18 protein-coding genes are annotated in these 19,484 nt (G+C 60.7%); all 18 read right to left on the bottom strand.

What is annotated here, in order from left to right:
- Positions 1-10: 10 nt before the first annotated feature.
- The 18 genes from ACSQ9E_RS33220 to ACSQ9E_RS33135 all read right to left on the bottom strand — a co-directional run bounded on the left by ACSQ9E_RS33220 (position 11) and on the right by ACSQ9E_RS33135 (position 19,483).
- Positions 11-943 carry a hypothetical protein gene (locus ACSQ9E_RS33220; protein ID WP_436220380.1) on the bottom strand — a complete coding sequence of 311 codons (933 nt, stop codon included), beginning with the start codon at positions 941-943 and terminating at the stop codon, positions 11-13.
- Between the two features lie 6 nt (positions 944-949).
- Complete coding sequence (locus tag ACSQ9E_RS33215; RefSeq protein WP_436220379.1) at positions 950-2,281, bottom strand: type IV pilus twitching motility protein PilT; 1,332 nt, start codon at positions 2,279-2,281, stop codon at positions 950-952.
- A 15-nt stretch (positions 2,282-2,296) separates the two neighbouring features.
- On the bottom strand, positions 2,297-3,007 hold the full coding sequence (locus ACSQ9E_RS33210) for a hypothetical protein (protein WP_436220378.1): 711 nt from the start codon (positions 3,005-3,007) through the stop codon (positions 2,297-2,299).
- Positions 3,008-3,017: 10 nt separating this feature from the next.
- A complete protein-coding gene (locus tag ACSQ9E_RS33205) occupies positions 3,018-3,509 on the bottom strand; it encodes a hypothetical protein (protein WP_436220377.1) in 492 nt (163 codons plus the stop codon).
- Positions 3,506-4,495 (bottom strand): ATPase, T2SS/T4P/T4SS family, encoded by a 990-nt coding sequence (locus tag ACSQ9E_RS33200; RefSeq protein WP_436220376.1) that lies wholly within the window; start codon positions 4,493-4,495, stop codon positions 3,506-3,508. Before ACSQ9E_RS33200 ends, ACSQ9E_RS33205 begins: the two co-directional genes overlap by 4 nt.
- Positions 4,496-4,627: 132 nt before the next feature.
- Positions 4,628-5,194: a type IV pilus modification PilV family protein gene (locus ACSQ9E_RS33195; RefSeq protein WP_436220375.1), complete on the bottom strand. Its 567-nt coding sequence runs from the start codon at positions 5,192-5,194 to the stop codon at positions 4,628-4,630.
- 36 nt (positions 5,195-5,230) lie between these two features.
- A complete protein-coding gene (locus ACSQ9E_RS33190; protein ID WP_436220374.1) occupies positions 5,231-6,301 on the bottom strand; it encodes a type II secretion system F family protein in 1,071 nt (356 codons plus the stop codon).
- Between the two features lie 5 nt (positions 6,302-6,306).
- Positions 6,307-8,298 (bottom strand): GspE/PulE family protein, encoded by a 1,992-nt coding sequence (locus ACSQ9E_RS33185; RefSeq protein ID WP_436220373.1) that lies wholly within the window; start codon positions 8,296-8,298, stop codon positions 6,307-6,309.
- Positions 8,299-8,307: 9 nt separating this feature from the next.
- Positions 8,308-9,615, bottom strand: a complete 1,308-nt coding sequence (locus ACSQ9E_RS33180) for a hypothetical protein (protein WP_436220372.1) — start codon at positions 9,613-9,615, stop codon at positions 8,308-8,310.
- Between the two features lie 9 nt (positions 9,616-9,624).
- Positions 9,625-10,245 (bottom strand): type IV pilus biogenesis protein PilP, encoded by a 621-nt coding sequence (gene pilP, locus ACSQ9E_RS33175; protein ID WP_436220371.1) that lies wholly within the window; start codon positions 10,243-10,245, stop codon positions 9,625-9,627.
- Positions 10,238-11,893, bottom strand: a complete 1,656-nt coding sequence (locus tag ACSQ9E_RS33170; RefSeq protein ID WP_436220370.1) for a secretin N-terminal domain-containing protein — start codon at positions 11,891-11,893, stop codon at positions 10,238-10,240. The genes pilP and ACSQ9E_RS33170 overlap by 8 nt, the downstream gene beginning before the upstream one ends.
- Positions 11,893-12,306, bottom strand: coding sequence for a TcpQ domain-containing protein (locus ACSQ9E_RS33165; RefSeq protein WP_436220369.1), 414 nt, complete (start codon positions 12,304-12,306; stop codon positions 11,893-11,895). Before ACSQ9E_RS33165 ends, ACSQ9E_RS33170 begins: the two co-directional genes overlap by 1 nt.
- A 218-nt stretch (positions 12,307-12,524) precedes the next feature.
- Positions 12,525-13,691, bottom strand: a complete 1,167-nt coding sequence (locus ACSQ9E_RS33160) for a TcpQ domain-containing protein (RefSeq protein WP_436220368.1) — start codon at positions 13,689-13,691, stop codon at positions 12,525-12,527.
- Positions 13,691-14,905 (bottom strand): TrbI/VirB10 family protein, encoded by a 1,215-nt coding sequence (locus ACSQ9E_RS33155; protein ID WP_436220367.1) that lies wholly within the window; start codon positions 14,903-14,905, stop codon positions 13,691-13,693. Before ACSQ9E_RS33155 ends, ACSQ9E_RS33160 begins: the two co-directional genes overlap by 1 nt.
- Complete coding sequence (locus ACSQ9E_RS33150; protein ID WP_436220366.1) at positions 14,902-15,699, bottom strand: TrbG/VirB9 family P-type conjugative transfer protein; 798 nt, start codon at positions 15,697-15,699, stop codon at positions 14,902-14,904. Before ACSQ9E_RS33150 ends, ACSQ9E_RS33155 begins: the two co-directional genes overlap by 4 nt.
- Entirely contained in the window at positions 15,699-16,334 is a 636-nt protein-coding gene (locus tag ACSQ9E_RS33145; protein WP_436220365.1) for a VirB8/TrbF family protein, read from the bottom strand. Before ACSQ9E_RS33145 ends, ACSQ9E_RS33150 begins: the two co-directional genes overlap by 1 nt.
- 109 nt (positions 16,335-16,443) lie before the next feature.
- Positions 16,444-16,827, bottom strand: a complete 384-nt coding sequence (locus tag ACSQ9E_RS33140; RefSeq protein ID WP_436220364.1) for a hypothetical protein — start codon at positions 16,825-16,827, stop codon at positions 16,444-16,446.
- Positions 16,828-17,419: 592 nt separating this feature from the next.
- Positions 17,420-19,483, bottom strand: coding sequence for an AAA family ATPase (locus ACSQ9E_RS33135; RefSeq protein ID WP_436220363.1), 2,064 nt, complete (start codon positions 19,481-19,483; stop codon positions 17,420-17,422).
- Between the last annotated feature and the right edge of the window lies 1 nt (position 19,484).

The following is a 19,484-nucleotide window of genomic DNA, read 5'->3' as shown; positions in this document are numbered from 1 at the left end:
CCAAATAGATTCAGTATTTTTTAACGCAGCTCACAACGTAGCCAGTGAAGCTGCGTTGAAGCATGCTGTAGCCGGATCCCTCGGGGTCATACCTCCAGTTGTAGGCGTAGTCGTTACCAGCTTCCTGCGACGACCAATGGTTCGTGCCGCCCGTCGGCACCATGTTCATGTTGACCGCCCCAAGTTCCTGATTCGTGGGCAAGTACCAAGTCCCAGCGGGACTCATGTTGGCGCAGATGCTCGCCGCACTGGCTGGAGTGTTGCAGCTCGCTGCCATGATTTTGTCGGTGTTGAATTTGCCGTCAGTCGTGGAATTCGCGCCGAGCGGAATCCCGTAGCAGCCGTATGCTGCGTAGCGCCCCGTTGGAACTATGGTGCGGGGACTGCCTCCGACCAAGATGAAGTAGCCTATCCGCTGCAGCGTAATGGAATACACCGAGTTGCCACCATTACCGGAACTGGTGGAGCATGTCGCCGCGTGATTCTCTGCAATTTCTGGCTCAAAGCACACGGGGTAGCCACGAACAATGATGGAGGTGTTCGTGTTAACCCAAACCTGGCATTCGAGGACTGCCTCGCAGTTTGGATAAACATTTCCACCGTTATCAGTCCACCTGGTAGGCCTGGTCGCCACCAGCTTCGCAAAGCCAGCTCCGGTCGAGAAGTTCACTGTTTTGCAGCCCGGTGGACAACTCGATCCCGGGGACTGAGGCGCCGTCACCGTCACATTCAAAGCAGGTTGACTGTTGTAGTAGGTGACCCCCCCCACCCCCTGGGCAGCGGGCGCAGCTTGGCCACCACCCGCAGCCGCCGGAGGAAAATACAGGTACCCCGAGTTGGACCCGGGCGTCACAACCACCGGACCACTGATGGCGGACAGCGCCACAAGCGCGACGGAAGCCGCAAGGGCGAGAGCGCGAAAGGTTGAAGCGATGAATTTCATGATGCTTTACTTGGCAGGTTGAGCTGTGAAAACCATGGTGGCAGTTGAGTTGAACGGCTGCCCAGCGAATGAACTGCGACCTTTCTCGGGCTTAGGCCCAGCGAGACCTTCTTGGGCCTCCATCTTTAGAAGTTTCAGCCGATCCTCGCTGTGGTGGGAAGCAGTAGCCGCTATCCGCGCTGGCACCTTCCCGCCCGCAACCAGTTCAGTCAGCACCCGGTTCATGGGAATGTGCTCGCCACCGAGATCTCCGGTGCGCAGCTGTTCCTCCACGCGATCCAGGGCACCTGGGTCTCGACTGTTCGCAATCGCATCCCGCACCTTGCTATCCAGGCAATGGAGCAACTCGTAGGCAAGGTGCTTGTGCTTGCCACCCGAATTCGTGCCACGCAGCAACGCCTGGGCGACCACACCGAGCAAGGCGTTGCTCAGTGCGATGCCGTCCGTAGGAGTACGGATCAGATTCGACATGGTGCGGATTGCGGCGATGGTCGTAGGCGCATGCAGTGTTGCCAGCACCAGGTGCCCCGATTCACCGGCGCGTACCGCAGCGAGTGCTGTCTCGCTGTCGCGGATCTCGCCGATGACGATCACGTCCGGAACAAAGCGGAGTGCATCCCGCACACCGTCCGCATAGCTGGCCACGTCCGTGCCTACTTCGCGCTGATTGATGATCGACAGCTTGCGCTCATGTACAAATTCCACCGGGTCTTCAACCGTCACAATGTTGGCGCGTCGCGTGCTGTTGATCAGATCAATGATCGCCGCAACGGTGGTCGACTTGCCAGACCCCGTCGGTCCTGTCACCAGCAACAGGCCCGCCGGCGCTGTGGCCAGTTTGCGCAGCTGAAGAGGAAGGCCGAGCTCGCCCATATCCTTGGGAACATCGCGCAAGTGGCGAATCACGATGGAGATGTCGGACCCCATTCCCTGGCGCTGGACAGAGCAGCGCAGACGCGCCGTCACACCAGAGTCGCGGGCAAGAAACAACGCGGGATGCAGCGAGTTGTCCTTCTTGAGCCGGGCACGCCATTCCGGCTGTTTCTCCTTGCCTCCGCCGTCCAACAGCACAGGGGACTCTTCGTCTTCAAAGATACCATTCAGAAATCCGTGGATCTGCCCCATGCTGATTTGAATAGGGTTTCCCGCTTGGTCGAGAGCGACATCCCATTCATTTGCCCCCTTGCGCAACATAAGCGGCTGGTCGCACTCCACGTGGATATCCGACCATTCGCGCTGGAACTCAACCATGTCGAGAATAATTTCGGAGAGGTTCCGGTCAGCTGCGCCGTTCGGGGTGGTCTCTGCGGAGGAACCGCTTTCAATTTGAGCTTGCATATTGGAACTTGATAGTTAATTGGCCAGGCGATCACTGAAGGCTGCGAGATCTGGAGCGTCCACAAAGTCACTCAGATTCACACGCCATCCATTTCCGCAAACCTCGTACTTGCCAGCCGTCTTGCTAGCCACACACGTTGCGCGATCAGCGTCGGGCACGAGCCCGCCGCTTCCCCCTACGATGGCTGCAGCGGCCAAGCCTTCCTTGTGCCGTTGGCCATCGGGGACCACTTGTGGCGCCGGCGCGCCCGCGACCGCAGCGCTGACGACGAGCATGTCGACCGCGCCCGTTGGCGCCGGTGGGGTTTCGGTGTCGTAGATGAGCCGGTAGATGGCTACCCACGATTCGCCGTAGCGATTCTTCAGGTTCATGTCGTCGGGCATTGCGAGCAGGTACTTGAGCATCGAGCCGTCCACCGCGCACGTCTTCTTCGTAACAGAGTTCGCTTGCATCCCGCCTGTGCCCGCGACAGGATCGATCCCGACCTTGCAGAGCTTGTCCGCTCCGGTGCCATCCTTCATCGCTGTCTCATAGGCGGACCGATTGCTGATGAAGTGCTGTGCAGCTGCCTGCTGGAAAGAGACCATGTCGTCGGCCGCGCTTCGGGCGTTCTGCTCGATGCGCCCCTCCTGCATCATCGGCACAGTGGCCGCGGCCATCATTCCTACGATCAGCACTGCCAGAAGCGCCTCAATCATGAAGTTGCCCTGCTGGTTCGAATTCATATCCATCCTTTCATCCACAGGTGGCCGCCAGCGCGACAGCGCCAGCAGCGTCGGTCGCCTTCATCACAACGTAGCCACCTGGGTGGCCACCGCTCACAGCTGCAGGCTGAAGCACCACCGAGTTCAGGGCGTTGTCTGCCGTTCCTGCCTTCGGCATCAACTGCTTAAGCGCCGATGACGTCGCAGGCAGTACCTCGGCGCATGCCACCCAGTCCGTTGGCCCCTTTACGATGCGCCATGACACAGGCATTGACAGTCCGGCCAGGCCTGGCGGAGTCGACTTTGCAGTTCGAATAGTCGCCCAGTCGATCACACCAGGTGCCACCGCGGCACCGGGTCCACGCATGTACTGAGCAGCTGCAAACATGAAGTGCCGGTACATGTTCACTTCGTGGGCGACCTCCTGGGTCCTCGGGTTGTTCGTGGTTGCGTTGGAATGCACCTGGAACAGCGAGCTGAACAGCGCAACCGCGAACATGATGGGCAAGAGCAAGAGAATCATTTGGTGTTCCAGACGTCACCGCCATGCATCATGTGAACATGCTGCGACTGAATTTCGGTATCGAGCTGGGTGAAGTTCCCATTGCGAATCTGGATGGCAAGCGCCGATGTGAAGGACGGGCTGACCACCATCTGTGCGAAGAACCTGGGGTCCAGTTTTTGGTACACGACAGCGCGCAAGCAAGCCGAAACCGACGAACAGCTCTCCAGTCCGACCAGGTTGCAAAAGGACTCCAACCCGGACTTGATGTCCGCCCCAAAGCCCGTGGCCACCACCAGGAAGCCATTGTTCGCAGCGCGCAGCATTGCCAGTCCGGTGGCCTTGTCGCGTACCTCGCCGATGTACAGCATCGCTGGCGTCTTCGCTGGCTGGCTGCGTAACACTCCGCGCATCGACTCTTGCCAGTCCGCAGAGTCATCGCCCTCTACCCAGGTCTGGGTGCAGTAGCCCGACCCGTGCCAACCGTTAAGCGGCATCTCTGGTGGCTCCTCTACCGTGGTGGCTACCCCGCCCAGCTTCTTCAGGCGCGACACAACGATGCCCGATGCCGTGGTGGTCTTCCCCGCTCCAGTGGAGCCGCACACGTAGATCAGCCCGCCTTTGGCCAGCGAGGGATGAAGCAAGGCATCCACCATCCCGCGGGCCATAGGAGTGGGTAGCGAAGTCAGCTCGGGCGGCTCACTCTGAATGCGACGAAGCCGAACCCAGTAGCCATCGACCGCTTGGCCGTCCTTGCGCCCACGCCAGAACGTACCTTCGTGGTCGATCATGAAGTCCTTGCGAGACACCTTCTCCACGACCTCCATGAGGCGAGTGGCCAGCGCAAGCTCGGGTCCGATCGGCCGCCGGGGACCGGGATATACCAGCGATCCAGCCGGGTCCCCCATCTTCAGGTGCACATCGGAAAGCTCAGAGCGGGGCGCCAGCTGGAACGCTGACGTCGCTGCTCCTCTAGAGCTCGCCAGGAGGGCGGGCGCGTTCGGCATCTGGACAACTCCAGGTACCGCAGCGGGGCCAGCGCTCTCAGTGCTCTCAGAAGGCGGAACCGCTACGACTGAAGCCGAAGCGCCCACAGGCTGGGCCCGCGCACCGAAGAAGGAGTTCGAAACCATTCTGAATCAGCGGAACTGCGCCACGATCACCGTTGATGGTTCGTTGCAGCCAGTGCCCAAGCTGGCCTGGGTATAGGTCTCGCCTTGCTTGAACACGTTGCCACCGGTTGCGACCCCTGCGGCGCCCGTTGCAGAGGTACCGATGCGAATGGTCTGCGCTACCGACGAGAGCCGGTTGGCAATGGATGCGCAGGCGTCTTTGTTGATGGGTGCGGTAGCGCCGCCGACCGACATCACAAACGACGCAGGTCCACCATTGATGGTCATCGTATTGCCCCAGCCGTCGGTAACATCGGGAGTCACGAACTTCATGGGCGCAGTGATCAGTGCGAGTTTGTTGAGTTCCTCGCCAGTCAGCGTCGCATAAGAGCCCGCGTTACGCCAGTTGTTCTGGATCGATGCAGCCATCGAGATCATCTTGTTGCCTTGGTCATCGGCAGAGATGCCACCACGAATCACCGTGTAGGCGCCGACCCCGATCGCGACCACGGCAGCCACAACCGCCAGGCCCAGCACCAACTCGGTCAGCACGAAGCCCTTCGAGGAACGAATCTTGGGACGAGAAATGCGCATGAAAATACTCCACTTTTTGGTTAAAGAAACTACCTACTACCGAACCGTCTGCACTACACCGAACATCGATGCCAGAGTCCAAATCACGAATCCCGCGACCAGCACTTTGAGTAGCAAATTGATCACGCCGAAGACGGCTCGCGTGCTCAGAAGGGTTGCCTCGATCATTTCGTTCGAGATGGACTCCATCGCACTAGCAAAGTCTTTGGACCGCCCATTGATCCTGATCAACCAGTGCTGTGAGACCGGAATGATGTGAACACCAGTCAGGGCGTCCGCCGGGGATTGGCCATTGCGCAGCAACGAATGAAGGTCGTTGTAGACCTGCCGCATGTAAGGGCTGCTTCCCTCCTTCAACGTCTCGACCGCATAGGCGAATGGAACGCGCGCCGCGACGAAGCCAGCCAGCGAAGTCAGCATCGCGGCCGCCTGGACCTTCGAGATCAGCGTCATCGGCCAGATATGTCGATCTGCGGCGTAGCGCAAATCGTTTGTCCACCGTGCGGCTGCCCAACGTAACCAGGCACCCACCGCGACCAGAAGGCCAGCAACAGTGACGGCAATGGCCACTGAAGCGTCAGCAACCGCCCCAAACCACCTGGCGTAGACGGGCCACTTGTAGCGCGGCGCAATTCCATTGAATGCCGGGAGAACCTCGACGGAGAAAAACAGCAGCACGCCCAACAGCAGGATGAGCAGAAAGACAGGCTCGCGCAGCGGTCCGTACACCTCGCTTTTAAGACGCCCCATGGACTCAAGGTGGATCGCGGCGCGTGTGAATCCATCGCTCAGCGAGCCACTCGATTCGCCGGCTTCGATCAGCTTTGCCTCGTTATCCGGCACCAGGCCGACCACCTCAGATCCAAACGAGCGCCGCGAACCAGCGCGGCGGCCCTCGCGCGTACCGCCGCCTGCCATACGCGCTTTTACCTCGGATACGATGATGGCGAGCGGGTTGCGAACTCGGTTGAACTCCCGCCCCATGTCTTCCAGGACTTCAAAGATGTTGTGCCCATCGGACATCAAACTTGCGAGCGTCCGGTACCACTTGATGCGCAACGAATCGCTCACTCGCATGCGCTGAATGAATGTGAGATCTGTTGTCATCTGATCTATGCCACCAAGCTCTGATGCGCCGTTTCAGAGTCAGGTTGCCGCTTCCCGTGTCCAGGCAACTGAACAATGCTGGGCCCATGAGGCTGCAGCAGGGACAGCAGCCCGAGCTGGTTCTCGACCTCACGCGGATCCACTTCACCGCGGAGCATCTTGCTGGCCGCATGCGCAAGCGCAGTCACGCCAAGGCCTTCAACGTTGAGGTCCTTCGTTCCAAGCCAATGCTCCTTCGCTCCCACCAGGTCACCAGAACGGAGCATGGACAGCAACCTCTCGTCGGGCACGATGATCTCGGCGCACATCGATCGGCCTACGATGCCGGTATCACTGCAGTGCGAGCAGCCATGCGGATTTCGGAAGCGGACCCCCTCTAAGCTATGGGTGCGGCCAATCACCGCCAGGCGATCGGTGAGGCCGTGCGGCAAAACCATCTGCGAACGTGCAGATCCTGCTTCGAGAAAGCAGTGCGGGCAAAGCGTCGGCAGGAGCTTCTGGAAAACGATCGCGCTGATGAACCCGTGTGTCGTGAGCAGCGACTCTGGAACCCCCAATTCGCGCAGCCGCGCGAACGTGGCGAACGCCTCGTACACGTGGAGCGTGGACAGTGTCTTGCGGCCGGTCAGTACCAGATCCTTGACAGTCGACGCCGAGTCCACGCCGCGGATTTCGCCGAGCATGGCTACGTCCGTGTCCTCGCGCAGAGTGGCCTTGAGGAACGTCGTGTAGATCGAGTCAGAGTCTTTGTCGACGAGGTTGCTGCGGCCCTTTGGAATGCCCATCTGACAGGCACCTGGGATCACATATTCGACAGGGTCCTCGACCGTCACAATCTTCGCCAACGGTCCACGGCGCTCCCGCAACCGTGCGATGTACGCTTGCATGCTGGTGCTCTTCCCGGCGTTCACCGCACCGACCGTGACAAAGAGCCCACTGGATCCGCTCAAAGCCTCATTGATCTTCTGGGCCTGCGCGTCGGTGTACCCGATCTCCTCGATGGGCTTAGTTGACTGCCCCGACATCAAGAGCAAACGCATCACGCAGTGGAACGACCCCGAGGGATGAATCGGCGCCGTGTGAAATCGGATCTGACAGGCGGAGCCACCGATTACCCTGTCGATTACCGTGTCCTGCACCTGCTTGCTGTCCCACTGGGTGTCCTTGTTCTGGGCGTCCGCGTGCACGTTATAGAGCGTCGAGCAGATCGCATTTGCGGTGCGCGAAGCCATGCTGGGCTGAAGCACGCGTTCTCCATGAATACGGAACAGCACCTTCGCCTGGGCCCCATTGGTTTCAATGTGGATGTCAGAGGCCTGCTTGCGGATGGCACTTTCGATCAGTTCCCACGCAAATTGCTCGTCGCGCGTGGCGTCTTCCGCATCGTTGCCTGCTTCTCGGCTTTGGTCGTGCAACGCCGCGATTACTTGGTGAGAGGCCGCGACAACTTCGTAGGTGAGGCCGTTCTTCTTCAGACGCTCTGTCGCGTCGAAGAACAGATGCGAAACACGAAAGGAATTTGTGAGCAAGACGATCACCGAGGAGATTCCCGTCTTCAGCAACACCATGTGTTCTGCCACCTTCTCGGGAATCTCCGGCTTCAGCTGCTCGAAGGGCAAGTAGTTGCCAGCAGGAACAGCATCGAGCGAGGTGATTTCTACCGGAGCACGCGCAAGTAGCGGGCGTGCCGCAGCCGGGGCTGCCTCCTTCAAGGCCAGCTCAGCTGCACTCGCCCGTGGTGCAGTGACTGGGGCCGCAGCCACCTGGTGCGGTTCAACCACGGCGGCGCGCGCATTCCTAGGCTCCACTTGAGCAGACACGTTGGCCGCAGGCATTTCACGCTGAGCAGCGGCGGCCGTCGTCGACGCCACCAGCATCGATCGCAGTGAGCGACCGGCCGATTGCTGCGCGTTGCTGCCGATCCCGCTCGGCGGCACCATCGAGGGCGCAACCGGCTGGAGCTTGGACGCGGGTGGGCGCTTGTTCGAAAAAATCATTGTCTTGCCTTACATGCGAGAGGCGACGAATACGTACTCAGCCTCAAGGTCGATCGTGGGCGATGTAGAGGACAGTGCCCTCCAGTTCGCGCTTTTCAGGATCACTGGCGCTGCGCGAAGGACTTGGATGGCGTCTGCTGCGTGGACAGCAGCCGCGATGCCGTTAAAGCTCGCGGTGATCTTTCCCACTTCACCGATGGTTTCAGGTGGCAGCTTCAGCTCGGGAGGTGCTTGCAGCGTCTTGGACACAGGTGCGCCAACCAGGACATTCGGCACCGAGATCTCGGTTGCACGTAGTAGCGCGAAGCGAAGATCGCTGGCAGTTCCATACCCACCGCCATCGGGGCTGCCCACCACTCGCACCATGGGAAAGCGGCTTTGGGGCGCGGCTTCAAGCGCATCGGCATTCACCACTGCGGGGAGTAGCCGCCGATCGGTTTTGCGTGCCAAGTGCCCTCCGCTCACCCAGGTCACGATACAAGCGCTTTCAGTGCACTCCAGCGTGTCAGGGCGATACCCGAAATTCGACACAGGCAAACTGCGCCGGAGGTCCTCCCATTGGTTCCAGCGGAGCGCGGCGACGCCCACCGCCGAGCTAAGCGCCTCGCGCTGCTGCTGCACCTGATCGCGGAATTGTTGAATGCGACGTTCGCGAGCAAGCCTCTCGCGCTCTGCCTCCTCGGCGGACTGTGCAATCCGCTGCAGGTTCAGCTCGTTCAGACGGTTCTGCTCGCGCAAGTGGTTCACATACGCTAGGCCACCGGCGACGGCGACAGCGCCAGCGGCAAGACCTGCCGCCAGCATCAAGCGCACGATCAGGCGCGGTTGGTTTTTGAGGGTGATCGAGTCGAGCTGCTTGCGGGAGAGTTGCTTCGAGGCCAAGTAAGCGTCGAACCGGTCCAGCACGTCCGCAACAGTCGACTTTGACCCAGCCTCGTCACCGATGATGACTTCAGCGTGCGCAATGTGGTCGTGCAGGATCTTCTGGCCTTCCTCGGGTTTGACCAAGGTATCCAGGCCAGGCAGCGGGAGTCCATTGACGAGAACACACACCCACACTGTGTCGTCGGCAATCGACTCGTACACGATGCAGCTTGGCTCAACGGCAGCGATCGCGAGGGCGGCGGAGTACACAGTCCCTTTGATGCGCCCCTTGAAGAGCCCCAGGTGGGCATCGGCGTCCTTCGAGTGCTTGTCGACACGCACATACGATGCACCAGGTGCCTCCTTTAGACGCTCCCGGATCTTCGCCTTCGTTGGCTCCACCGACCATGTGAGGCCAATGGCGTAAGAACGATTCTTGTATGGCAGCAGCATAGGCTGTGGTTACCGTGCTGGAGCGGCCACGGGCGCCGTCGGGGCTGCGCCGCCGGCGGGCGCGGGCGTAGCTGCGCCCGCCGGCGCGCCTGCAGGACCAGTCATTGGCGCTGGAGCGGCACCTCCCAGCGACACCCTCGGAGGAGGCGGAAGCAGCTCGACTGGCACGGGCATCGGCTGGCCAGGTCGCACGCCCGGCCCTGCCATGCCAGGGGCAGGACCAGCTCCGCCGCCAGTAGTTGCGCCGGCCACGAACTCAAGTGCGAGCACGGACGACTTCTTCTTGCCCACTTTGACCATCACCGTGCGGGGGGTGATCGCGGCCACTGTCATGGAGCCACGCACAACATCACCCTCGCGGTAGCTCGTCACCGTTCCGTTGGCCAAGATCAGGCGCGCACGCAGATCGCCTTCCATCCCACTGATGGCGAGCACCCTTGGCAGGTTCGAGAGCAAAGGATCCGCGGCGCGCTGCAGCGCCTGATTGAGCATCGCCTGTTGATCAAGCAACTGGATCTGGGCCTGCATTTCTGCTGTGCGGTCCACGACCGTCTGGGCGATGGACATCCCAGCGCAACATGCAAGTGCTATCGCCGCTGCGTTGCGCAGCAATCCGTTGTACTTAGCCATTCTTGCTACCCCCATTCACCTGCATCACGATCACGACCATCTGGCGCTCACTGCGCGATGCTTTCGACGCACCGCCGAGGCTCATTGCGGTGTCGGCTGTATCTCGGTTCTGATCGAATCCGAAGAGAACGATCGACTGTCCGTCCTTCACGAAGGCCTGTTGCTGCAGGGACTGGCTTGCGATCTGCGGGGTTTGGATCGTGCTGTTCCCACTTGTGGCTTGCGTCAAAGCAGTCAGTGAGGAGAGCTGGATCTGGTACTGAAGCAAGATCCGGTTGTCCCCAAGAATCAGAGGCAAGAAGTTCGCCGTGAAGCCCACCACGCGAGTGCCAGGAGTCAGCGTCGAGGTCGAGCCGACGTTCGGTGACTGCGTCAGCTGGCTCGAGGCCAAGTAGTTCACTTCATTGGCCACCTGTATTGGGGACGGTTGGCCATTGACGGCGAGGACCTGGCCCTGGGTCTGCAATGCCACATTGCCAAACTGGCTCAGTGCTTTGGCAACCAGCGACGACCCGAACAACCTGCTGTTGGGATCGCCCATGCTCAGCGTCAGCGTTCCAGGGGTACCGTTCTCAGGACTGAGCGGCGCCGGCCCCACCACTGACACCCCGTTTCGATTGAGGAACGAATACATCGTGTCCAGTGAGAAGCCGGCCGAGGCCGTTGAGCTCAAAGTGAGGCTGTAGACCTTGATGTCGATAAGCACGTTCTGCGCAAACCGAGCGTTGATCGACTCCACGTACGAGGCGATGCGTGTCAGGGCCTTCGGCCTCGCAGTGACCGTGATGAGTCCCAACTCGGGCGTGGCGGCGGCCCGGCCGCCTGGGCCAGAGGCCGCAAGCTGCTCACCCCCAGCCCCACCGCTACCAGCGGCCGAGCCGCCGCTGCGGCCGCCGCCTGACGAGCCTTGGCCCGCCTGCTCACCCTCGGACAGAATCGACTGAACACCGGTCATGATGGACTGCCACGGATTCACCGTTAGCGACTGGCTGACGGACACGTTGCCTGCGCCACTGCCCGACCCACCACTGGACCCGCCCGAGCCGCCGCCCCCACTGACACCAGCGAGTGAAATAGAGGCTGCGACACTTTTGGAGCCTGGTGGCAAGAGCACATTGAGGGTGCGTGTCTCGTACCGGAAGACTTCGACTGTGGAGGTCTTGTTGTTGAAGCGCCAGGTGGCGTCATTGCGCAGCACCAGTTCGTCCAACAGCGCTTTGAGCGAGCCGGAGAACTCGATAGAGACCTTCCCACTCAGGCCACCATCCTGGGCGCCCTGGGCGCCCTGGTTGCTACCACCCTTGGAGGCCACCTCACTGGAGTTGATCACGATGCCCGCCATCGCCCCCACAGCATCGAGCACCTCAGCCAGGTTCTGCGCACCCTGGGTTGCGTAGACAACACGCTTTGAGAATAGCGGAGGCAACGCCGACTGCGACTTCAGCACGATCTCATCGCCTGCCAGGCGAGGGCGCGTGGTGCGCGAGACAGATGCCGGCGCCGCCGATGCCACGTTCTGGTCTCGCAGCTCCATCGCAGTCTTGTGGACCGAGTTGACGCTTTCCTGGGTGGACTGCATTTGCCCGCAGCCAGCGAGTGCCGCCGCCGTGCAGACCACCAGAAACTTGTTCGTATTTTTAGCAGTCATCATTCGACACCTCGAATTTCATTGCTCACCACTTCCATGATTCGGTTGCCTTCGGCGATCTTGAGTCGGATGGGCTTGCCCTCATCTCGCAGGATGCCCACGACCTCAGCAACGGCCAGGGTGACATCCGAGAACTGGGCGAACGATGCGTCACCCACTGCTTTCCAAGACACCGATGGCTGCCAGATCAAGGACCAACCGGCTCCTTTTGCCCACGCCTCGATCTGCGAGTGGATAGGTTCGTCCTTGACGATCTGGTAGGCGGCGGGCACCGGAGCTGCCTGCTTTGCCGGGCCCGCAATGGGAAGTGCCCCTCCAGCGCCCTTCATCGGATAGGACTCCGAAGACACGGTGACCTGGGCCATCGCGCCACCGGCAGCGCATATCAGCGCCGCTACCACAACTGCCTTCATGAGTGCTCCTTGGCTACATTTCGTCATGGCTCTAACGATACGAGCGAGGGCACTTAGAAATAGGGGGCAAAGCGCCCGCCACGGGATGGAATGCCCTTTCTGCAACTCATGTGTCTTGTGATGGTCTTCCTTCAGCCTCCATGCAAGCAATGTCCAATGAGAAAAGGCCGCGGCTGGCGAATAGCGCCAGCCGCGGCCTCAGCGGGATACAGGAACTGCTACTTACCGGAGGCAGTGACGGCAATTACGCGGTTGGCGTAGATCGTCACGCCCACCTCGTATCCTTTCGACCGCATATCTGCGACGACCACCTGCAAGGCATCCTTCATGGAGCTTGCGCTGAGCGTGGCGGCGCCCTCGATCACCGGGTCATGTGGCGCATCCCACACCACTTGGTAGTTGGTGGCCGACGCCCACCTTTTGACTGCGCCCGAAAGGGTGGTATCCGCTTGGCTCAGCCTGAAACCATCCGGCGGCATCTCGCTGGACGCGGTGGCCACAGTCTTCTGGGCCGGCTCTACAGCATCCCGCTGCCTGGCCTGCAGTTCATGAGAAATGACGCTCACTTGCGAAGCCCACATGCGGCCTTCCTTGACGCCATGGCCATACTCCACGCGGATTGCCTCGCCCTTCAGCCCTTGTTGCAGCAGCGCCGCCCGGATGACAGCACCACGCGCCTGCTCCACGCCTTCCTTGAGTTCATCGTCGTCTCGAGCGGTGATCCGCACGCTGTATTGGCCGTGGACTCGCACGGCAAGCGCCTTGATCTTGCGCAGCTGGTCGCTCGTCAACTTGCTCGAACCGGCCGGAAAGGTGATCGAGATCTCTTCTGTCTTTGCAGCACCCGTCGTCCAGGCCATACGGTCACCCTTGACCGGCGTCGCATACGAGTTCGCCTCAAGCGCTACCGCGCCCTGCTCCTCCATCGCTCGCGACAACGGCATAGCTGCCCGGGCCGCAGGTGTCCACTGCGAAGGCGGCGGATTGGCTGGCGCCGCAACCGGCTGGAACCTTCCCGGCTTCGTGTAGACAACACTGCCGTTCGCAGAGCCCAAGCGGATCAGGTACTCGGCGGCAACCCCGCTGGCCTTCAGGTATGGTCCCTCAAACTGAAGCGTCATCAGTTCCGGTCCCTTCGACGAGACACGGAACACAGCGGGAAGCGTGTCGGTCTTGGGGAACTGAAAGAAGGTGCTGGTGCCATCGTCGAACACCTGGATGGGCCGCACGCGCGGGTCGGCCACTATCGAGTATTCGAAGTCGTAGCGGCCATACTGGTCTGCGTGAGCGACGCCTACTGTCGCCAGTAGCAGTAGGGCGAAGGCACGAAGGTTGTCACCGGCCCGCGGCGCATCCACTGTCCAGATTCGATTCATTGCGTTCATCATTGGCGCGCGCCTGTGTATGTTTGAGGGAATTCGAAGTCGGAGGTCACCTGGACGTTGATGCGCGTGCCCGCGTCAACGGTGATCGTTGGGGGTATGACCCGGTTCTTTTCAAGCACCGTGCGCGACACGTCCACCAGCACCTGGCCAGCCGCCGTGCGCGCGCCCGTTGCTGGCGAGCCTTGCGTGATTCCTGGAATCGCCGGGACACCCGCACTCGAAGCAGCCGCTGGGACATTGCGCTCAACCCGGTCAGCCAGAAACGCCACCAGAAAGGAGGTCGTGAACATCTTGAAGAAATGGTTGTTCACGTCACCAGTGATCCCGGTGGCACCGCCTGTATCCATCCCAGTCGCGCCCGGCAGGTCAAAGGTGTAGCCGTTGGGCATGATCAAGCGCTTGAACGCAAACATGATCCGCTCCTGGCCGGTCGCTATGTCGTTGGAATATTGCCCGACCAGCGTCGATCCCTTGGGGATCAGCAGGTGCGTTCCAGCGAACGAATCGTAGACGTCCACAGAGGTCATTGCCACCACCTCTCCGGGGAGATCCGAGTTGAGGTTGCGTAGGAGCACGGCAGGAATCGTCTTGCCTTGGGTCAGGACGTACTTCGCCTTGATGAGTTTTGGCTTGAGCGTCGGCGCGATCGCCTCCTTGGCTATGTCGCGGCGCCACTCTGTGTTGCGCTCGACCTGGCGGGCCGTAGGGGGTTGCGCAGGCAGCACAGCCTGGGGGGGCGGGGCCTGCGGGGGTACCCCGGCTCCGGTTTCCGTGACGGTCTGCTCCATGGCCACCAGTTCGGGCTCGCTGGGATCCTTGGGGGCCTTGCCGCCGTTGATCACCATGAGTTTCGATACACGGGCAGCTGCCTCCATCTCGAGCAGTGCCTTCTTACGCTCAGCCTCGGGGTCGAACTTGTTCTCGACGCCGGCAGCTTTGCTGTCCGATCGCCTTGCATCCTGCGGAATCGGTGCTGGCATCGGCGTTTGCGCACCCCTGGCGAACTCGGCGTCCACGTCGCGGGCCGTTCCACGGCGGACCGCCGAAGGAGCTTCCTCCTCAGGGGCTTTCGATGCCTGCCTGGGCTTCCCCGAGCCAACCATGTACGCCCCGATACCCATCAAGAGCAGGACTAGTACAACGATCGAGGCAATGGTCGACCTCTTGAGCGGAGCCTTCGCGTTCGGATCTTCAGGCTTGATGATCGAAGTCACGGCATTCCCCGATCGGAGTTGAAGTCAAAGAACCCCCGCTTTGCCTGGGCCTTCTTCACGCGCACCTCGGTCTTGCCGATTTTAAGGATCAGCTCTGCAGCCAGGCGCTGCACGAGCAGGGAGTCTCCTTTGGGAATGTAGTTCACCAGCACAAGATCCTTGCCGTCTGCGGCGAACACGACGGGCAGCTCGGTCAGGTTCTGCGGCATTCGCAGCCAGATCATCTTGCCGTTGTCGAATACGGACAGAGGCTTGAATGGCGCATCCCCAGTGACGGTGTAGTCAAAGCGCAGATCCTCTGGGCGAATGGCTTCCTCGGAGGGACGTGCAGTCGGCTCCTCGGATACCTGCTTTTCAGCCTGATGCCGGTCGTTCCCACTGAAGTCCAGGACCTTGGAGTTCGGGTTGCGCCAGGTCACACGCTGGTACCACTTCGAGCCTTCGCCCGTCGAGCGCAGCACGAACTGGTAGCTGCGGCGCTCTGTGATGAGCGTCATGCTCGTGGTCAGCTGGTCGTGCTTGGGCTTGAGGAAGAAATGACGCAAATTCTGTGAGGGCGTCAGCTCCCAACCGGCGGTGTCGCCGGCCACCACCGTTTGAATGGTTTCTCCCTCCGGCAGCTCCAGGTGGGTGACCGCCTTCGGCTTGCTCAGGATCTGGTAGGTGTTGTCCGGGTCGTAATCGAACGTCACCAGGCGCGCATCGCCGGATAGAGGCGTGGCCACCATTTCGGCATGGGCCGCTGGCAGGAACCACAGCGCGGCCGCGATCAGGAAGGAAATCGGACGTAGCATTACTGGCGCTCCGCGGTATACGAGAACTGGGTGACAACAAAGCCGAGAGGGTTCGCAAAGATCTCCTCCTCGGTCTTCGGCGGCGTGAGCGCATAGTCCACACGGACGCGGAAGCTCTTCGGGTTGACCTCTTTGCCATCGAGGCTGATCTCGTGCGTCTTCACGTATACGAACGCGAGCGACCGCTGGGAGAGATCGATCGTGGCCACCTTGGCGAAGCGCAGGTAGTTCGGTTCCTTGTTGATCTTGTTCACAATGTCGTGCTCAACGCGGAATGCCCGAAACTGGTCCACGGCCTTGCCATTGGTCCGGCTCGTAGCCTCGCGCAAGAACTGCATTGACTGCTTCGGATCGATGGTGAACGCCTGCTCAACCCACTTGGCCAGCTCAGCCTTGACGACGGCTTGGTTGGGGGTGACAGCCTCGATCTTCACTGGCCTGGCAATCGCTCCGGTGGTGGGATTGACTTCGACAAGCCAGGGGATGGCCACCTTGTCCCGTGAGGCCTGCCAATAGGCAAAAATGGCCACGAGGGTGATCAGTCCCAGGATCAGGCAAACGATGAACCAGCGCTGCTGGCCAACCAGGGCGCTGCCGTAGATCTCGGCAAACTCGTCTCTCGGATCGGTCGCCATGTTCTGGGACTGCGGGAGACTCGCCAAGTCGGCGTTCTTCCTCCTGCCTAGTGGATTCATTGATTTCTCCGGTATATGCAAAACTTCTAGGAATGGCTGCTCGCCTTCGCTACTGGCCGTAGCGCTGCGCTAGCTCCATGAGTCCGCCACCGGCGCGGATCAGCATGTAGACGAGGCTGACACCGACCGCCCCTGCGAACAATGGGTGTTGCCGGACCACGGGACGCAGGTGGGTGAGAAAGACCTCCAGCAGTGGTCTCGGCCCAAGCAACTGGGCGAGGTCTGCCTCGACCGCTTGAAGCATTGCCAAGCACTCCTCAGAGCGACAGCGCGGGATCGCGCTGCGCACCACCAGGAGCCGGGTCTCGAGGTTCAGAAAGCTCAGGCTTCCCCACCACCAAGCAGTTAGCTCGGGGTCATCGAAGACCTCTGGCGATTCCTGGGATTGATCGACAGGGGGGATATCTTGGGCTTGTTGCGATGGTGAATCCATGGGTACCTCTTGCAAGGATTCTCACAAGCGGTCGCCCACAAACCGGGGGCATATGCGCCCGAGTCGGGCTAGTTCTCCGTAAATCGGTTCGCTATACTCGTCTCACTTCGCTTTGCGTTGTGCGTGCACGTCACGCCCCATCAACCCCATTGGGCTTCTCCCAATGGGAGAGCCGCCCCTACGGAGAACCCTTATGTGGTGGTTAGCATTCCTACTTTATCTTGCGGCAGCCGCGTTCGCCCCTAAGGCGGTTGGCTATGCGTCCCTTTTGCTCATTGCACTATGGGTGATCTGGCGCATAGCCAAGATTTTCAGTCTGCCAAAGCAAGAGGCGGACAGCGGTGACGAGGCGGCCTCGCCCCTTCTTCAACCAGCGGCGGGTAGCGCCTCAGCTGTGCACGTCCCTGCCGCCCCCATGCAGGTCCAACCAGTTGACCCTGCTGGAAGCCTGCACGAATCGGATGAAGAGTTTCTCGCAAGACAGCGAGCAGCGAACTTCCAGCACGACCCTTCGCATGGGTAGCGTGCACCAGGAAAAATGCCCCGAGGGCCACCAGTAGAAGGTGGACCACGGGGCATTTTTTTTGACTGATCAGGCCGCGGCGACGATCGTCAATGCCCGGTCGAGGTGCTGGCGCTCGATCAGCACCTTGTCGCCCGAAGCGCCGTGGATGGCAGCGTTCAGCGCATACTGCAGCACTGATTCGACCACTGCTGGGCTCAGCCCGTCCAGCATCGTTGCAACCACATCGGTGGACACCTCGGTCGCGAAGAGAACCGCCTTTGCTTCTACCCATTCAGCTACAAGGCGTCGCACCGAGTGCTCATCGGCGACAAAGAATGGAATCTTCTCGGTGAAGCGACGTTGCATCGCAGCGTCCACCTGGTCAGGGTTGTTTGTAGCGGCCATGACCACTACGTCCCTCACCTTGTCCCCAGCTCCGTCCAGCACTGAGAGCATCTTGTCCGTGATCGAACTGGCCTGGCTGTAGCTGCGATCACGCAGAACTGCGTCAGCCTCGTCGATGAAGATCAGACAAGGTCTCAGGTCCTTTGCCTCCTGGTATACCTTTTCGAAGGCAGTGTGGTCCTTCAGGAGGTCAGGCCCAGCTACGGCCAGGAAAGCCCAACCGGACTCGATAGCCATTGCGCGCGCCACGGCTGTCTTGCCGGTGCCAGAAGGACCATGTAGCAACACGCCCGTCGGAAGCGTACCGCCCAGCCGCTCTATGCGAACCGCGTCCTTTAGACGATGAGCCACCATGTCGACAGCCTCCCTGGTTATCGCAGGAAGCACGAGTTGATCAAGCTTCTTCGATCCAGTAGGCACAGTTCCCTTGCGCCCTTGCACTGCCCTCAAGGCGCCCATCAACTGGTCATAGCCGATACGCTCAGCGGGACTCTGCCGCAGGTAGGTAGGCATTTGCTCGCCTACCGCCATGATGCGCTTCACGCTGAAACCATTCCAACGACACGCGGCCACAACTACGGCATCCGTATCGAAGGGAGTCGTTACGTGCTTCCGGAGCGAGTTGGTCAACAGGGCGATCCGTGCTGCCTCATCGGGGGAAGGTACTTCGATCTTGAAGTCGAACCGACCCTCCCGGATGGCCGCAGTGTCGAGCTTTGCGAGACGATTGGTGGCTGCGACCACCAGTACCCCTGAGTCACGGATATTGACGAGCTCTGTGAGCATGACGTTGACGATGTTGGCGGCCTCGGCCGTCGCGCTGTGGCCGTCGTCCCGACTCACGATGAAACTATCGATCTCGTCGATAAACAGCACGCAGGGAGCGACAGCACGAGCTTGCTCAAACGCACGCCTGATATTGCTTGGCGTCTCACCCACCCACTGGCTGACCACCATGCCATAGTCAAGGGCCACAAATCCGACGTTCAACTCCCCTGCCAATGCTTCGGCAAAATACGTCTTGCCATTCCCGGGGTCGCCCGTCAGCAAGATGCCGTTGCGCCCCGTGAAGCCGTGCACCTGCGGGCGCACCACCGGCGCGCCTGCCTCCACCAATTTGCGCTTCAAAGGGAGCATCCCGTCCACTGCATCGAAGTTATAGCGGGCACGCGCAGGCCGTACCACCAACTTGCCTTCGCCAGCGCTTCCCAGTGAAGCCTGAGCCTTGCTCTGCAGCCCACGAGTGGCGAAGTACCACTCGTCCGACTTGACCAACTTTACGGTGGCGCCGAAGCCGATGCGCAGGACACGAAGAGCCAGATCGCAAAGTGCCGCAGCAACTGCCGCGATCGGGAGCGCGAGCAGCTTGCTGCCGTCTTGCGGCCGCACAGCGGAGAGGTAAACCAACGGCACCAGCACAACTGCGCAAGCCGAAAAGACGAAACTGCGCCAGTCCACATCCTGGTCGGTGATGTAGGCGACCGACCTGCCGCCTTCCTCCCAGCGGGAAATGCTAACCCGAGCAATCCAACCAATGACCTTGCTGGTCGCACCCACGAGATACACGCCAACAATGAGCACCGCGATCGACCACGGCTCCCAAGATACCTTCAATTTGGCCTCGTGAACCAGCGCGAGAAAGGCGAGCGCGGGAATTTGCAGCCAAATCCCAAACACGACGAAAATTGCCGAAGGGGTATCCAGTATCCGCTGCCAGCCTATCTGCCACCTGGTGAACTTCTTCATA

The sequence above is a fragment of the Acidovorax sp. LjRoot118 genome (assembly GCF_964253575.1).
Taxonomy (GTDB): Bacteria; Pseudomonadota; Gammaproteobacteria; order Burkholderiales; family Burkholderiaceae_C; genus Acidovorax.
This window is presented reverse-complemented; position numbering and strand designations above follow the sequence as displayed.

Coding starts and splice junctions, on each gene's coding strand:
- ACSQ9E_RS33190 (WP_436220374.1), bottom strand. CDS start 6,301: ATGACAACAGATCTCACATTCATTCAGCGCATGCGAGTGAGCGATTCG.
- ACSQ9E_RS33135 (WP_436220363.1), bottom strand. CDS start 19,483: ATGAAGAAGTTCACCAGGTGGCAGATAGGCTGGCAGCGGATACTGGAT.
- ACSQ9E_RS33145 (WP_436220365.1), bottom strand. CDS start 16,334: ATGGCGACCGATCCGAGAGACGAGTTTGCCGAGATCTACGGCAGCGCC.
- ACSQ9E_RS33220 (WP_436220380.1), bottom strand. CDS start 943: ATGAAATTCATCGCTTCAACCTTTCGCGCTCTCGCCCTTGCGGCTTCC.
- ACSQ9E_RS33195 (WP_436220375.1), bottom strand. CDS start 5,194: ATGCGCATTTCTCGTCCCAAGATTCGTTCCTCGAAGGGCTTCGTGCTG.
- ACSQ9E_RS33215 (WP_436220379.1), bottom strand. CDS start 2,281: ATGCAAGCTCAAATTGAAAGCGGTTCCTCCGCAGAGACCACCCCGAAC.
- pilP (WP_436220371.1), bottom strand. CDS start 10,245: ATGGCTAAGTACAACGGATTGCTGCGCAACGCAGCGGCGATAGCACTT.
- ACSQ9E_RS33170 (WP_436220370.1), bottom strand. CDS start 11,893: ATGACTGCTAAAAATACGAACAAGTTTCTGGTGGTCTGCACGGCGGCG.
- ACSQ9E_RS33140 (WP_436220364.1), bottom strand. CDS start 16,827: ATGGATTCACCATCGCAACAAGCCCAAGATATCCCCCCTGTCGATCAA.
- ACSQ9E_RS33180 (WP_436220372.1), bottom strand. CDS start 9,615: ATGCTGCTGCCATACAAGAATCGTTCTTACGCCATTGGCCTCACATGG.
- ACSQ9E_RS33210 (WP_436220378.1), bottom strand. CDS start 3,007: ATGAATTCGAACCAGCAGGGCAACTTCATGATTGAGGCGCTTCTGGCA.
- ACSQ9E_RS33205 (WP_436220377.1), bottom strand. CDS start 3,509: ATGATTCTCTTGCTCTTGCCCATCATGTTCGCGGTTGCGCTGTTCAGC.
- ACSQ9E_RS33200 (WP_436220376.1), bottom strand. CDS start 4,495: ATGCCGAACGCGCCCGCCCTCCTGGCGAGCTCTAGAGGAGCAGCGACG.
- ACSQ9E_RS33150 (WP_436220366.1), bottom strand. CDS start 15,699: ATGCTACGTCCGATTTCCTTCCTGATCGCGGCCGCGCTGTGGTTCCTG.
- ACSQ9E_RS33165 (WP_436220369.1), bottom strand. CDS start 12,306: ATGAAGGCAGTTGTGGTAGCGGCGCTGATATGCGCTGCCGGTGGCGCG.
- ACSQ9E_RS33160 (WP_436220368.1), bottom strand. CDS start 13,691: ATGAACGCAATGAATCGAATCTGGACAGTGGATGCGCCGCGGGCCGGT.
- ACSQ9E_RS33185 (WP_436220373.1), bottom strand. CDS start 8,298: ATGATTTTTTCGAACAAGCGCCCACCCGCGTCCAAGCTCCAGCCGGTT.